This is a genomic window from Streptomyces sp. NPDC002889 (assembly GCF_042888425.1).
Classification (GTDB): Bacteria; Actinomycetota; Actinomycetes; order Streptomycetales; family Streptomycetaceae; genus Streptomyces.
Genome location: NZ_JBIAPT010000027.1, coordinates 76,661 through 90,621, shown reverse-complemented (window position 1 = coordinate 90,621; position 13,961 = coordinate 76,661). Strand labels below are relative to the sequence as shown.

Below are 13,961 nucleotides of genomic sequence, written 5' to 3'. Positions count from 1 at the left end.
TCCGGGAGCACTGACGTGGCCAAGGCCGAACGCACTCGCGAAACACGTGAGCGGATCCTCGCCGCGGCATGCGAGGTGATCGCCGAGGTCGGCTTCGAGAAAATCCGTATGCGGATGGTGGCGGAGCACGCCGGCGTGTCGACTGCGCTGCTGCACTACCACTTCGAGAACCGCGAGAAGCTCTTCACCGAGGCGATGACGCACTCCTTCGCGCAGACCGCCACCGAGCTGGAACGGGACGCGGACTCGGTGCCCGCGTCGGTCATTCTGGCGCGGATCCTGCACAGCATGCTCCCCACCGACCCGGAACTCCAGCAGGACTGGCGGCTCTGGCAGGAGCTGTGGGTGCGTGCTCTGCGCGACGACACGGCGCGAGATCTCGCGATCGACCTGTACGAGCAGCTGCACGACTGGGTCGGCCACGCGCTGCGGCGCGGCATCGACTCCGGAGAGTTCGCGCGGTGCGACGTCGACACGACGAGCACGCTGCTGCTCTCCCTGTGCGACGGATTCGGAATCCGCCTGATGCTCAGCGACCCCAAGGTGAACCTTGATACTGCTCAGGCCGCCATCTGGGGTGCAGTCGCGGCGACACTCGGGGTGCCTGCACAGTTCCCCGCGCTCTGATCCGAGGTGCCCGGGACCGGCTCAGGACAGGAGATGGCCTCCCTCGTGCGCTCCCAGCGACCTCGATGACCGATCACACGACGCGGGGGCGGCCGTTGTCGGCGCCCTTCACGACGGCGAAGCAGGGAGGTCCGCACCGAAGCGCGTGCACAGCCCGGTCGTGGTCCCCTGCGGGGTCCGGGGAGGCGGTCCGCGTACGCCCGGCGAACACCGTGGGTGAACGTGCCGGCACTGTCGGCCCGCGGGCCACGCAGCGCGTCGTCGCCCACCGCAGGCCCGTGACCCTCTCCGGCCCTATCCTGGCTGAAGGGACGATGGCGCCAGGGGAGTTTCCATGGCCACGACCAAATGGTTCTTCGAGCCCAGCCACACCGGCGCAGAGTTCCGCGCCAGGCACATGATGGTCGCCTACGTGCGCGGGCAGTTCAAGAACATACAGGGCTTGCTGGAGGTCGATCCCGACGAGCCGCAGAAAGCCCGCATCGAGGCAACGATCGACGCGACACAGGTGTACACCGGTCAGCCGGAGCGCGACGCCCATCTGCGCAGTGCGGATTTCTTCGACGTCGAGCACCACCCGACCTGGGAGTTCACCGGATCGCGCGTTCATCAGGTGAGTGCAACCGAGTTCGAGGTCACCGGGAATCTCACTGTGCGTGGAACGACACGTCCCGTCACCTTCGACGTCACCTATCTGGGACAGTGGGACACCCCCTGGTGGGAGGACGGTCGGAACCTCGGGACCAGGCGACGCGCCGGTTTCGCCGCCACGACGCGCATCAATCGCCATGACTTCGCGGTGAGTTGGAACGACGTGGTCGACCGGGGCGGAGTGGTCGTGAGCGCCATGGTCGATGTCATGGTCGACGTCGAGGCTGTCCTCGAGGCCGGTGAACCGGCCGACTGAGCACGGCCTTGAGCGGCCGCCGGGAAAGACCGTGGAGGAGACCTGTCATGACCGACGACGTCCGGGCGGTCGAGGCCGACCGTGCCCTCAAGAGCAAGCACCGCCAGATGTGGGCGATGGGCGACTACCCTGCCGTGGCCGCACAACTCGTTCCGGAACTCGGTCCGCTCCTGGTCCAGGCATGCGGGGTCACGAGCGGCAAGCGAGTGCTGGACGTCGCGGCCGGGTCGGGCAACGCCGCAATTCCGGCGGCGATGGCCGGTGCCGACGTCGTGGCCTGCGACCTCACGCCCGAGCTGCTGGCCGCCGGGCGACAACTGGCCGACGAGCAAGGTGTGCGGCTGGAGTGGCGTGAGGCCGACGCCGAGGCGCTGCCGTTCGCCGAGGCGGAGTTCGACACCGTGATGTCCTGTCTCGGGGTCATGTTCGCCCCGCATCACCAGGCCGGCGCCGATGAGCTGGTCCGTGTGTGCCGCCCGGGTGGAACCATCGGCCTGCTCCATTGGACCCCTGAGGGCTTCATCGGCCAGATGTTCGCCACGATGAAGCAGTACGCCCCCGCGCCCCCACCCGGCGCGCAGCCCCCGCCGCTGTGGGGGCAGGAGGAGCATGTCCGCGCGCTCCTGGGCGACCGGGTCACCGGCATCGAGGCCCGTCGGCGGACCGTGCGGGTGGACCGCTTCGAAAAGCCCGAGGACTTCCGGGAGTACTTCAAGGCCTGCTACGGCCCGACCATCGCCGTCTACCGGAACATAGCCGACGACCCCGACCGGGTCGCGGCACTGGACCGCGACCTTGCCGACCTCGCCCAGCGCAACGCCAAGGCAGCGGGAAGCACCGTCATGGACTGGGAGTATCTCCTGGTCACCGCCCGTAGGCGCAGCTGAGGAACCTCGCGGATCACCGGAGTCGGGCCACGAATGCCGGGGGCCGTCCGGCCCGGCCAAGGCTCCCGCCGCTGCCTATCGTGGAAGCATCATGTGATCGCAGCGACGCAACACTGGGCGGCAGCAATGGAGTGGGAATCCGGCACCGACTACAAGGACGTTTTCCACGCCTTGCCCGGCGCGGTGGCACTGATCACTCCGGAACTGGTGTACGCGGACGTCAACGAGGCATACCTGCGTGTTTCGGGCCGTTCCCGGGAACAGCTGATCGGGCGCTATGTGTTCGACGTCTTCCCGGACAATCCCGGCGACGGCAATGCCTCCGGCATGCGCAACCTGAAAGCGTCGCTGGGGCGCGTGGTGAAGACCGGCATGCGCGACAGCATGGCGCTGCAACGCTACGACGTCGAGACACCCGACAAGCCCGGAGTCTTCGAGCAGCGCTACTGGAGCCCCGTCAACGCCCCGGTCCTCGGTCCGGACGGGCAGGTCTTGCTGATCGTGCACCGGGTGGAGGAGGTCACCGAGCTCATCCGGGCCCGGACCCCCCGAGCGGGTGGGGACCGCCAGCAGCTCATGGAGGCAGAGCTGTACACCCGCGCCCGGGAACTGCAGGAGATCAATGAACGGCTGCGCCAGGCACACGCCCGCGAACGCCAGGTCGCCCTCGCCCTGCAGGAAGCGATGCTGCCCGCACCGCGGCAGGTCGGCCACCACGGGGTGGCGGTGCGCTACCGGCCCGCGGTCGGCGCTCTGAACGTGTGCGGCGACTGGTACGACCTGGCCGAGCTGCCCGGCGACCGCATCGCCGTCGCTGTCGGCGACGTCGTCGGCCACGGCCTGCACGCAGCCGGCGTCATGGGACAGCTGCGCAGCGCGCTGAGCGCCTCCGTACGCGTCGCGGACGGGCCGGCTGCGGCGCTCGACGTACTCGGCCAGTACGCCCGCTCCGTCGAGGGCGCCGAGTCCACCACGGCGGTCCAGGCCGTCGTCGACTGGGACGGCCACACCATTGCCTACAGCAGCGCCGGCCACCCGCCGCCCGCGCTGCTCCATCCCGACGGCACGGTCGAGTTTCTCGACCAGGCCACCGATCCCCCGCTCGGGGCCCGGCCCGAGCACGTGCCCCGCCCTCAGTCCGCCACCGACTTCAGCGACGGTTCCACCCTCGTCCTCTACACCGACGGGCTGATCGAACGCCGCGATGAAGACATCGACGCAGGGCTCGCACGCCTCACGGGCTGCCTTGCCCGGCACCCGACAGCCGATGCCGATGCCCTCGCGGACACCCTGCTGGCGGAGTTGATCCCTTCCGGCGGCAACCCCGACGACACTGCCTTGGTCGTCATCCGCCTCTGAGCCCCTGCCGTCTCCTTGGCCCGAGCGTCCTCGCCATGCCCTCGGCAGCCGCCTGATGGACGGAACACCCAGCAGTACATGCCGCGTTCTTGGCACCTCCGCCACCGGTCGCGCCAACGCGCTGCCATCCGCAGCATCGGCAACGGGCTCGGTCGGGCCCGTTGCCTGCGGGCGGCTGGTGCCTCCCGGGCGCCGGGCCCCCGGGAAACAAGTTGACGGGGCCTTCCAGAAGCGAGACGATACGTATCGTCTATGATCCCGGCGGAAGGAACCCCATGCCTCAGCCACACGTCCAGTACGTGGAAGCCGCCCCCGGCGTGCGCCTGTGGACAGAACGCCGGGGTGACCCGGACGCCCCCGTGCTGCTTCTGATCATGGGCGCCCAGGCGTCCGGCCTCGGCTGGCCCGAGGAGCTCTGCGACGCGCTCGCCGGCCGCCACCAGGTCATCCGTTACGACCACCGCGACACAGGCCGCTCCACCTGGGCCTACGACAAGGAGCCCTACCGCATCACGGATCTCGCCGACGACGTGATCGCGGTGCTGGACGGCCTCGGTATCGAGCGCGCGCACCTGGTCGGCATGTCCCTGGGCGGCATGCTCACCCAACTGGTCCTCTGCGACCACCCCAACCGGGTGCTCAGCGCCACCCTGATCGGCACCAACGCGCTCAGCACGACACCACTCGTCCACGCTGACGGCACCCGGACCGCCGTGGAGGATCTGCCGGGCATCGACGAGCGGATCCTCGAGGAGTGGGCCCGGCCGGTCGAGGACCACGGCATCGAGGCCGAGCTCGACCGCAGGGTCCGGCACTGGCGACTGCTGCACGGCGACTCCATCCCGTTCGACCCCGAGTACTTCCGAGCGCTGGAACGACGCGTCATCGAGCACACGGGACGGTGCGACTCCTCCGGCGCCCACGGACGGGCGGACCACACCGGCATGGACCGGACGCAGGCCCTCGCGGCCACCGGGGTCCCGGCGCTCGTCGTCGTGGCCGACGCCGAGCCCGTCTTCCCGCCGCCCCACCCACACCATCTGGCGCAGGTGACGGGAGGGGGCGCGGCACTCGTGGACATCCCGGGGATGGGACACGCGCTGCCCCGCCAGGTCCTCGAACCCCTTGCCGAAGCCGTCCTCGCCCACACCGCGAGGGTCTGATCCGCACGGAGTGCTGAGCAACGGCGAAGGTGGTCCCGGCGCCGGCGGGATCGGGACAGGGGCCATCTCGGTCGCTGGAAGGCCTGCGGGTCGGGCCGTGCGACGTGCGGCGGCCCACCGCGATCGTCACCCGGGACCGGAGTGCGTCAGCCACCGGCGGGCTGTGAGCTGATCGCGCCGCCCTGCATGTTCCCGCCGATGCGGGCGATGAGCAGGGCGATGTCGTCGTCGGCGGATGCCGGCGCGAGATGGGTGATCAGCGAGTCGCACAGGTGGCTCAGGTCCCGTGCGGGCTGTTTGAGGAGACGGGTCAGTTCGTCCAGCCGCTCGTCGATGTCGGATCTACGGGCTTCGATCAGGCCGTCGGTGTAGAGAGCAAGGAGGCTGCCGGGCTGCACGGTGATCTCGGTGGTCGTGAAGCCCGTGCCGCCGACACCCAGCGGGACGCCGGGCGGTACGTCAAGGAGGCGCACGGTGCCGTCGGGTTCCACGAGTACCGGCGGCGGGTGCCCGGCCCGGGTGATGCTGCAGCGGCCTGTGGCCGGATCGCAGACGGTGTACAGGCAGGTGGCGAGCATCGGGTCGGCGAGGTCGGCGAGGACGGCTTCCAGCTGGTGCATCACGTCGATGGGGGAAAGGTCGAGGCGGGCCAGGGCTCGTACGGTGGCGGACAGGCGTCCCATCACCGCAGCTGCGCCGATGCCGTGGCCCATCACGTCCCCGATCATCAGCGCGGCCTTGCGGTCGGGCAGGGGGAGGACGTCGTACCAGTCGCCGCCGACCTCGTTGACGTCGCTCGCCGGCAGGTAGCGGTGGGCCACCTCGATGCCGGGCGGCGGGGTGATGTGCTGCGGCAGCATGCTGCGCTGGAGGATCACCGCCGTCTCGTGCTCACGGTGGTAGAGACGTGCGTTGTCGACGTTGACCGCCGCCAGTGCGCACAGCTCGCTCGCCAGTGCGGCGTCATCGGGCAGGAAGGGGCCAATGGGACGGGTGCGGTAGAAGGTGGCCACGCCCAGCACCACGCCCCGTGCGACCAGCGGAGCCATCATGAAGGAGTGGACGCCGACCTTCAGCAGCTCTGCGGGCGTGGCGGTATGGCGGGCCGCGGGAGCGATGGCCCGCTCGTCGAGGCGGGCGATCAGGAACGTCTGCCGATCGGCGAGCACCTGGGTATAGGGGGCGGTAGCGGGGAAGGTGAGAGTCCTGCCGAGCGGAGCGAGGAGGTCGGCGACCGGAGAGCCGGTCAGCGGCGCCTTGCCCAGGCGCCGCAGGGCGGCGCCGCCTGTCAGCCCCATGCCCGGCTCGTCACCGATGGCGAGAGCATCCAGGAGATCGACGGAGACGACATCGGCGAGGTGGGGGGCAGAGAGCTCGGCGAGTTCCTGAGCGGTGCGCTCCAGATCCAGGCTGTCGCCGATGCGGATGCTGGCCTCGTTGAGCAGCGCGAGCCTGCGGCGGCCCGCTTCGGCTTCCACGTGGGCCCGTTGCTGTTCGGTGATGTCGAGGATCGATGCGATCACACCGATCGGCCGGCCGGCAGGGTCCTCGACGCGGACGTACGAGGACGACCACACCCGGTCGTGGTGCGGGTCGGCCGGAGTACGGCCCGTACAGCGGCGGTCCAGGAGCGGCTCCCCCGTCTCCAGGACCTGGCGCATCGCCTCCTCCATCTCGCTCGCGTTCACCGCGGGGAGCACCTGAGTCAGCCGCCGCCCCACGTGAGCGGACTCCGGGAGACCGTTCATGACTTCGAGTGCCGCATTGACCTGAAGGAAGCGCAGCTGCGTGTCGACAACGGCGATACCGACCGGCGACCGGGCGAACAGGCCGTCCCACACCGCCGACGACCCGCGGATGCGGCGCGCAAGGTGCGCATCGGCCGCGAAGACCAACATCATGGACGGGCCCGGCTGCCGTCCGGTCACCGGGCATGCCCAGATCTCCAGCTCCAGCGGATGCCCGTCACGGTGCCATGCGGTCACCGTCCCCATCGCACCCCGGCCGGTGGCCGCGGTCTCCCACAACGACCGTCCGAGACTGCGGTCGGCCCCCGGGTGGAGGAGGTCGGCGATGTGCCGTCCCAGAACCTGCGGCGGAGCGTAACCGAGCAGCTCCTGCGCGGCATGGTTCCAGCGCACGATCGTCCCGTCGGCACTGGTGGCCACAAGTGCCACCAGCAGCGATCCCAGCCATCCTCCGGCCTCCCGGGCGGCACCGCTGATCAGGTCCTCGATCGGTATCTGCTCGTTCATCACCGAATCCGCACGGCCTCGCAGAACCCCTCTTCAGTATGGGCCCCTACCTTGTCAGCTTCCGCTGACGCTCACGGTGGCGCCGGCGGCAGTGGCGCCCGAGCAGCGCTGCTGATCCCGTACGCCGCCGATCCGACGATGGAGACTCTTCGGGTGATGGCCCGACGGCCGGAAGTCACTCGGGCACGCGCCGCACCGCTTCCACCCCGCTCACACTCCTGCGGGTCCTGCCCCCGCAGCGGCGCCATCACATCCGACATCCCGCCGCTGGTGCGGCCGGGCATCAGCGGGCCGCCGGCTGATGCGCACCAGGCGGTCGAAGTCGACCGCCACCCCGCGCAGCAGCAGATCGACCAACCCGCTTGCGGACTCCTGGTCGACCGGCACCCCCGCCAACAGCGCCCGCTGGTAGACCGTAGAGGCGAGCAGGTCGACCAGCAGTTCCGGATCTGTCTCGGGAAGCAGATCGCCGCGCAGGACCGCGCGGTGCACCGCGACCGTCGCCGCATGCCTGCTGGGCTGCACCAGCACGTCGATCAGCCGCCGGTGCAGTGCGGCATCGTGCGCACTGTCCGCGACCAGAGGTGCAAGGACCCGGCCGGGCAGCCGGTTGTGCAACGCCTCGGCCAGCAGTCTCACGCTCTGGATCAGATCGCAGCGCGTGCAGCCGTTGTCCGGTACGGCGGGAGTGGTCAGGACCGAGGCGAGCGCATCGATGACCAGATTCCGGCGGTCCGGCCAACGCCGCCTGATCGACGCCTTCGTCGTGCCTGCCCTCGCCGCCACCGTTTCCAGCGCGAGCCCGGCGTACCCGTGCTCACGCAACACCTCGAGCGCCGAGGACAGCACCGCTGCGTCGATCGCCGGGTCACGCGGTCGGCCGGCCGCGGCCGGGCTCACCTGTCCGCCACGTCCTGCGGATACCAGCGCAGCTCGACCACGTTGCCGTCCGGATCCTGCACATAGATCGACTGCGCCTCGCCCCTCGCGCCGAAGCGGGCCGCCGGTCCGTCGAGCACGGTGAACTCCCCCGAATCGACTACCTGTTGCCAGTCCAGCGGCTCGACCACCAGGCAGATGTGGTCCACGTTGGACTCACCGCGCGGACGGCTGAGGAGATCGATGATCGTGTCCGGGCTGACACGGACCGAGGGGAAGGAGACGTCACCGGCCCGCCACTCGTCCACCCGTACCGGCTCCAGACCGAGCGGCCCGCAGTAGAACTCCAGTGCCCGCTCGACGTCCTGCACATTGAGCACCAGATGATCGAAGCCCTTCACCCGCATGGAACAACCTCCGAGGAATATGGATTCGAACCGGTCCGGATCGTAACACCTCCATACCGGCGGGCGGTTGAGCGGAACCGGCCGGCCGCAACGCGTCCGGCAGGGCTTGGACCCGGTCGGGCCCGGCGCAGCAAGGAGGGTCCCGGCCGGCACATCGGAGGCCGACATCGAAGCGCTTGCCGATGAGGTCGCCCATTGGGTGGCCGTTTGAATCGATTGACCTCAAGCCTGGTTGGGGTTTTAGCGTTCTGTGTGCGCCCCGGGCCACGCAGGCCGACGGGAACCGCGTCGGGCCCACCAGATTCCGGAGGCACCAATGGACATGGAAGTCACCGCGTGGACATCGCTGCACAGCGCGATGAACGCCCAACAGGACCGGAGGCCCTTCTCGCGGGCCACCTTGTCCCGCATCGCCTCCTTCGCCCGGCCGCATCGCCGGCAGCTGTACCGCTTTCTCCTGCTCAGTGTGGTCACCGCCCTGCTCGCGGTAGCCACTCCGGTGCTCGCCGGCCGCGTCGTGGATGCAATCGTCCAGGGCCGGGAGACCGGCACGGCCACCCGTCTCGCGCTGCTCATCGCCGTCATCGCCGTAGTCGAGGCAGGGCTCGGTCTGCTCACCCGCAGGCTTTCGGCCACCCTCGGCGAGGGGCTGATCCTCGATCTCCGCACGGCGGTGTTCGATCACGTCCAGCGGATGCCGGTCGCCTTCTTCACCCGCACCCGGACCGGTGCACTCGTCAGCCGGCTCAACAACGACGTCATCGGTGCCCAGCGGGCCTTCAGCAACACCCTCTCCGGCGTGGTCTCCAACCTCGTCACCCTGTTGCTGACTCTCGCCGTGATGCTCAGCATCTCCTGGCAGATCACCCTGCTCGCCCTCGTCCTGCTGCCGGTGTTCGTCGTCCCGGCCCGCCGGATGGGCTCCCGGATGGCGAAGCTGCAGCGCGAGGCCGCCGACCACAACGCCGCCATGGGCACCCAGATGACCGAACGCTTCTCCGCCCCTGGTGCGACCCTTGTCAAACTCTTCGGACGTCCCGCCGACGAGTCTGCCGAATTCGCCGACCGCGCCCGCCGGGTGCGCGATATCGGCATCCGCACCGCCATGGCCCAGTCCGCCTTCATCACCGCTCTCACCCTGGTGTCCGCCCTGGCGCTCGCCCTGGTCTACGGACTCGGCAGCTACTACGCACTGCGCGGCAGCCTCGACCCGGGAGCCGTCGTCGCCCTCGCCCTGCTCCTCACCCGTCTCTACGCCCCGTTGACCGCACTGGCCGGCGCCCGGGTAGAGGTGATGAGCGCCGTTGTGAGCTTCGAGCGGGTCTTCGAGATCCTCGACCTGGAACCGCTGATCGCCGAGAAGCCGAATGCCCGACGGGTGCCGGACGGGCCGGTCTCCGTGGAGTTCGACGGGGTCTCCTTCGGCTACCCCTCCGCCGACAAGGTCTCCTTGGCCTCCCTCGAAGAAGTCGCGACCCTCGACCCCCGTGGCGGCACCGAGGTCCTGCACGATGTCTCCTTCCGCGCCGAACCCGGACGGATGGTCGCCCTGGTCGGCTCCTCCGGCGCGGGCAAGTCCACGATCGCGCAGCTCCTGCCGAGGCTGTACGACGCCGACGCTGGTTCCGTACGGCTCAACGGCATCGACGTACGCGATCTGACCGCCGACTCGATCCGCGAGACCCTCGGCATGGTCACCCAAGACGGGCACCTCTTCCATGAATCCGTCCGTGCCAACCTGCTCCTCGCCCGCCCCGACGCCACCGAGGACGCCATCTGGGACGCCCTGCGCCGGTCCCGCCTCGACGGGCTGGTGGCCTCGCTGCCCGACGGCCTCGACACCGTGGTGGGCGAGCGCGGTTACCGGCTCTCCGGCGGCGAGCGGCAGCGGCTGACCATCGCCCGGCTGCTGCTGGCCCGCCAGCGGGTCGTCATCCTCGACGAGGCGACCGCCCATCTCGACTCGACCTCCGAGGCAGCCGTCCAGGAGGCCCTGGGCGAGGCACTGCAAGGCCGTACCGCCGTGGTGATCGCCCACAGGCTCTCGACCGTACGGGCCGCCGACCTGATCCTGGTCGTCGAGGAGGGCCGGATCGTCGAACGCGGAACCCACACCGAACTGCTGACCGCCGGAGGCCGGTACGAGGAGCTCTACCGCACACAGTTCGAGCGACCGGGGGTGGAGGAGACGCAGCCCGTCCGCTGACCACCGCGCCGGCAGCGATCACGTTCCGGGAGACGCTCCACTTCGCGGGACCTCTGCCGCTGCCCGGCCGCGGTCGCGGACATATGGGCACCGCGAGGGCGGTGCTCGTGCGCTGGATACGGCCCCCACGGGCCGCCGCGGTAATGCCCAGGAACCGCTGCGCACGGCGGGCCGTCCCCGCCATCATGGGACAAAGTTCCATCAAGCCGACGACCCCGTACGCGAATACAGGTGACTGCATGGACCGGTCCACGTCCGCCCGCCCGTCGTCTCCGCCGGTGAGGCGTCCACGAGGCCTCACTGCGCTCCTCGCCCTCGTCGTACTCACCGGGACGCTGGGAGCCTGTTCCGAGCGTTCCGAGCGTTCCGAGCTTTCCGAGTCCGGGGGCGGGGCCGGGCAGGCAGCCGGTCCTTCGAAAGGGGCCGACGGTCCGGACGGTGCGTCACCGCGGACCACGACGCCTGTCGCCGACGGGTCTCAGGTGCCGGGCTGGACCTCCGTCACGTTCAGCCCCGAAACACCGCGGACCGCCGGGAAGTTGCGCCAGGCCGCGGACCGGATGAAGCAGCGGGCAGTCTCCCTGGGCCTCAAGGACGTGCGGGTCGACGTCACCGGCGGTGACATCACCACCCGGGCAGCAGGCGACAGCGAGAAGAGGCTGACGGCCCTGGGGCAGACCGGCGCACTCGCGTTCAGGCCCGTTGTCACAGTGTCCGCCGCCACGGCCGGGAAGTGCGAGGACCTGCGGCGCGAGGCCGCCCTCCGTGACTCCGAATCCGTGACCGTGTGCGGCGGCACCGAGGGTGCGGAGGCCTTGGACTACGTCCTGGAGCCGGCTTCCCTGGTGGGTTCCGACGTGGCGGGAGCCAAGGCACAGCTCGACTCGAACAGCGGATCCTGGATCGTGTCGCTGACCTTCACCTCGAAGGGGGCGGTGAAGTTCGCCGACGTCACGGGCGAGCTGGCGACCCAGCAGTCGCCCATGAACCAGTTCGCCATCGTTCTCGACGAGAAGGTCCTTTCGGCCCCGGCCGTTTCTCAGTCGATCACCGGCGGGCAGGCGCAGATCTCGGGGGCGTTCACCAAGGAATCGGCGCGGGAACTCGCCTCTCTCGTCGAGTACGGCGCGCTCCCGGTCCGCCTGAAGGTCTCCAGCGTCACCCGCTTCCCGTCCACGGCAGGCTGACCCGGACCCTCATCGGGATCTCGGGGGTCGTCGCACCAACAATCCCCGAAATCCGTCGCGCACCATCTGCGGAGGGATCGACCACGCGAGCCGCAAAAGGAGCGCTTCGCCGTTCACGCCACGGTGCGCGACCGAATGTCATCGGCCACGAGCTCGGGGAGCAGGCAAGAACGTCATCCGCCTCGCCGTCTGCATGGGCACTTCGGACATACTCGTCCGGGCGCCGTTCGGACGGACCCGGGCCGCTCTCAGGGACGGTCCGCGCCTCGGGGTACGGATTCGGCCACTCCGTTTTCGGGCGAACGTGCCTCCCTGCAGGGGTTCCCCGGCGGACAGGTACCGTTCGACGACGTCCCGGGCTACGGCCGGCGAGCTCGCCCCGCTCCGCTTTCGCAAGGGCATCGCCGAGTAGCTTCCATCCTGGCGCCGAAAGCTGCGGCAGTCCGTCCCTGAACAGCAGGAACTCCTGGGCGTTGAGCCGGATGCCCTCATTCCGCCTCCTCATGCCCGGCGTACCCCGGGCCGCGCTGGTCCGTGGCTGCACTGGTGAGCCGGCAGGCGCGTCCGCCTGCCGGGTGGACCAGCCGGTCCCGAGCCCGTCACGGTTCGTCGTCCCGGCGTGCATCCGCAAGCGCCTCGGCCCGGCGGTCGCCGGCGCGCCGGGCGTAGAGGCGGCCGATCGGCTCGCTGCTCAGTCCGTGGAGCACGATGCTGAGCATGACGGTCATCACCATGACGCGGGCGATGAAGTCCGCACTGTCGTCCGGCAGATCGATGACCGCGAGCGCCCCGAACACGATGGATGTCACACCTCTCGGGCCCATCCAGCCCAGGAACAGCTTGTCCGCCGGCCTCAATCCCGTCCCCATGAGCACCAGCAGGACGGGAAGCATGCGGACCAGCGTGACGGCGAGCAGCGCGTAGAGGATGACCGAGGCCTCGAAGCCGTCCCAGAACGCGTTGTTGACAATCTGCCCGAACAGGAACCAGAGCGCGAGGGTCATGAGGGTGACCAGGTCGTCGGTCATCTCCACCGCACTCTTCGGAAGCCGCTGCACGGCCGGGGCGAAGCAGACACCGGCCACGAAGGAGGCGACGAACCCGTTCCCTCCCAGAGCACCGGAGAGGGCGTACGCCGCCACCGGGACGGCGAGCACGCCCAGCCTCATCGCCGACAACTGGGTCCACCCGTGCGACCACGATGTACGCAGCAGCCGGCCGGCCGCACCGCCGACGGCCAGGCCGGCGGCGAGAGCCCACGCGGCTGCCTCGACCGCATCCAGCAGCGCGCCCGCGTAGTCGGCATGCGCGCCGTGTGATTCGGCCGCGACGGCGATGCAGAGGAGAAAGACCGGCGAGACGATGCCGTCGTTGAGGCCCCCTTCGACGTTGAGCACCTCGCGCAGCCGGGCGGGGATTCTGTGGTCACGGACGACGGCGGCTGTGGGGGCCAGATCCAGCGGAACGACGACGGTCGCCAGGACCGCCAGCAGCCAGCCCGACTGATCGGGAAAGATCAGGTACCCGGCCAGGAACGTGGCACACAGGGTGAGCGGCAGGGCACCAGCGAGCAGGCGCAGGACCAGAGCCTTCTCCCGCCCGAGGATTCCGCCGGGAACCTCGATGGCGTCAACGAAGAGCAGGAGGGCCAGGACGACTTCCACGGCATGCTCGAACACGGCCGTGTCGAGATCGAACCGAAGCGGGGGGTCCGATCCTCCGGTCAGCGCGATACCCGCCACCATCATCGCGATGGGCGCGGTGATGCTCCATCGCGAAAGCCGGTGCGCAAGAAGCGACCAGACGAACAGAATTCCCGCGATGACCGCGACGGCAAGCATGCCACCCGCTTTCCTGCTCTGCGCGTCCCCCCGGTCGCACATGAGCTTAGGCGGGACGTGCACGCGGCCGTTGCCGACGCTGCCGAGGAAGTCACCCCTTGCTCCCGTCACCGAGCACGCCGGCAGTCCAAGTCCATCTCACGGAGAGCTGAGGAACTGGCAATGCCGCTTCACTGCGCACTCCTCGGGCGGTCCACCCGGCCGTTGCCGTCCTGGCTTGCGCCGGCCCGCACCCACGGGGAC

Annotated in this window: 11 protein-coding genes; 7 read left to right on the top strand and 4 right to left on the bottom strand. The window is 69.8% G+C overall.

The genetic code is table 11. The annotated features are described in order from the left end of the window. The first annotated feature begins 15 nt into the window (after positions 1-15). From ACFYWI_RS31780 to ACFYWI_RS31760, 5 genes are all read left to right on the top strand, one after another. Positions 16-627: a TetR/AcrR family transcriptional regulator gene (locus ACFYWI_RS31780; RefSeq protein WP_389239196.1), complete on the top strand. Its 612-nt coding sequence runs from the start codon at positions 16-18 to the stop codon at positions 625-627. A 334-nt stretch (positions 628-961) separates the two neighbouring features. Next, a complete protein-coding gene (locus ACFYWI_RS31775; RefSeq protein ID WP_389239194.1) occupies positions 962-1,534 on the top strand; it encodes a YceI family protein in 573 nt (190 codons plus the stop codon). Positions 1,535-1,581: 47 nt separating this feature from the next. Beyond that, entirely contained in the window at positions 1,582-2,421 is an 840-nt protein-coding gene (locus ACFYWI_RS31770) for a class I SAM-dependent methyltransferase (RefSeq protein ID WP_389239192.1), read from the top strand. Between the two features lie 126 nt (positions 2,422-2,547). Then, the gene (locus ACFYWI_RS31765) at positions 2,548-3,780 is read left to right on the top strand and encodes a PP2C family protein-serine/threonine phosphatase (RefSeq protein ID WP_389239190.1); all 1,233 of its coding nucleotides are present in this window, start codon (positions 2,548-2,550) and stop codon (positions 3,778-3,780) included. A gap of 275 nt (positions 3,781-4,055) precedes the next feature. Further along, positions 4,056-4,943, top strand: a complete 888-nt coding sequence (locus ACFYWI_RS31760; RefSeq protein ID WP_389239188.1) for an alpha/beta fold hydrolase — start codon at positions 4,056-4,058, stop codon at positions 4,941-4,943. A gap of 146 nt (positions 4,944-5,089) precedes the next feature. Here the strand turns inward: ACFYWI_RS31760 and ACFYWI_RS31755 are convergent, their stop codons facing one another. From ACFYWI_RS31755 to ACFYWI_RS31745, 3 genes are all read right to left on the bottom strand, one after another. After that, positions 5,090-7,198, bottom strand: a complete 2,109-nt coding sequence (locus ACFYWI_RS31755; RefSeq protein WP_389239186.1) for a SpoIIE family protein phosphatase — start codon at positions 7,196-7,198, stop codon at positions 5,090-5,092. Positions 7,199-7,408: 210 nt separating this feature from the next. Further along, positions 7,409-8,098 carry a TetR/AcrR family transcriptional regulator C-terminal ligand-binding domain-containing protein gene (locus tag ACFYWI_RS31750; protein ID WP_389239184.1) on the bottom strand — a complete coding sequence of 230 codons (690 nt, stop codon included), beginning with the start codon at positions 8,096-8,098 and terminating at the stop codon, positions 7,409-7,411. Next, positions 8,095-8,484 (bottom strand): VOC family protein, encoded by a 390-nt coding sequence (locus tag ACFYWI_RS31745; RefSeq protein WP_389239182.1) that lies wholly within the window; start codon positions 8,482-8,484, stop codon positions 8,095-8,097. Before ACFYWI_RS31745 ends, ACFYWI_RS31750 begins: the two co-directional genes overlap by 4 nt. Positions 8,485-8,800: 316 nt before the next feature. On the opposite strand from ACFYWI_RS31745, the gene ACFYWI_RS31740 reads away from it, so the two are divergent. Both ACFYWI_RS31740 and secD read left to right on the top strand, forming a co-directional pair. Continuing rightward, positions 8,801-10,690 carry an ABC transporter ATP-binding protein gene (locus ACFYWI_RS31740; protein WP_389239180.1) on the top strand — a complete coding sequence of 630 codons (1,890 nt, stop codon included), beginning with the start codon at positions 8,801-8,803 and terminating at the stop codon, positions 10,688-10,690. Between the two features lie 278 nt (positions 10,691-10,968). Beyond that, positions 10,969-11,877, top strand: coding sequence for a preprotein translocase subunit SecD (gene secD, locus ACFYWI_RS31735; RefSeq protein WP_389239178.1), 909 nt, complete (start codon positions 10,969-10,971; stop codon positions 11,875-11,877). A gap of 599 nt (positions 11,878-12,476) precedes the next feature. On the opposite strand, the gene ACFYWI_RS31730 is transcribed toward secD, so the two are convergent. After that, positions 12,477-13,718 carry a cation:proton antiporter gene (locus ACFYWI_RS31730; RefSeq protein ID WP_389239176.1) on the bottom strand — a complete coding sequence of 414 codons (1,242 nt, stop codon included), beginning with the start codon at positions 13,716-13,718 and terminating at the stop codon, positions 12,477-12,479. Positions 13,719-13,961: the final 243 nt, after the last annotated feature.

What these genes read in the sequence shown, in the direction of transcription:
- ACFYWI_RS31775 (WP_389239194.1), top strand. Translation starts at nt 962, where the DNA reads ATGGCCACGACCAAATGGTTCTTCGAGCCCAGCCACACCGGCGCAGAG.
- ACFYWI_RS31770 (WP_389239192.1), top strand. Translation starts at nt 1,582, where the DNA reads ATGACCGACGACGTCCGGGCGGTCGAGGCCGACCGTGCCCTCAAGAGC.
- ACFYWI_RS31765 (WP_389239190.1), top strand. Translation starts at nt 2,548, where the DNA reads ATGGAGTGGGAATCCGGCACCGACTACAAGGACGTTTTCCACGCCTTG.
- ACFYWI_RS31760 (WP_389239188.1), top strand. Translation starts at nt 4,056, where the DNA reads ATGCCTCAGCCACACGTCCAGTACGTGGAAGCCGCCCCCGGCGTGCGC.
- ACFYWI_RS31755 (WP_389239186.1), bottom strand. Translation starts at nt 7,198, where the DNA reads ATGAACGAGCAGATACCGATCGAGGACCTGATCAGCGGTGCCGCCCGG.
- ACFYWI_RS31745 (WP_389239182.1), bottom strand. Translation starts at nt 8,484, where the DNA reads ATGCGGGTGAAGGGCTTCGATCATCTGGTGCTCAATGTGCAGGACGTC.
- ACFYWI_RS31740 (WP_389239180.1), top strand. Translation starts at nt 8,801, where the DNA reads ATGGACATGGAAGTCACCGCGTGGACATCGCTGCACAGCGCGATGAAC.
- ACFYWI_RS31730 (WP_389239176.1), bottom strand. Translation starts at nt 13,718, where the DNA reads ATGCTTGCCGTCGCGGTCATCGCGGGAATTCTGTTCGTCTGGTCGCTT.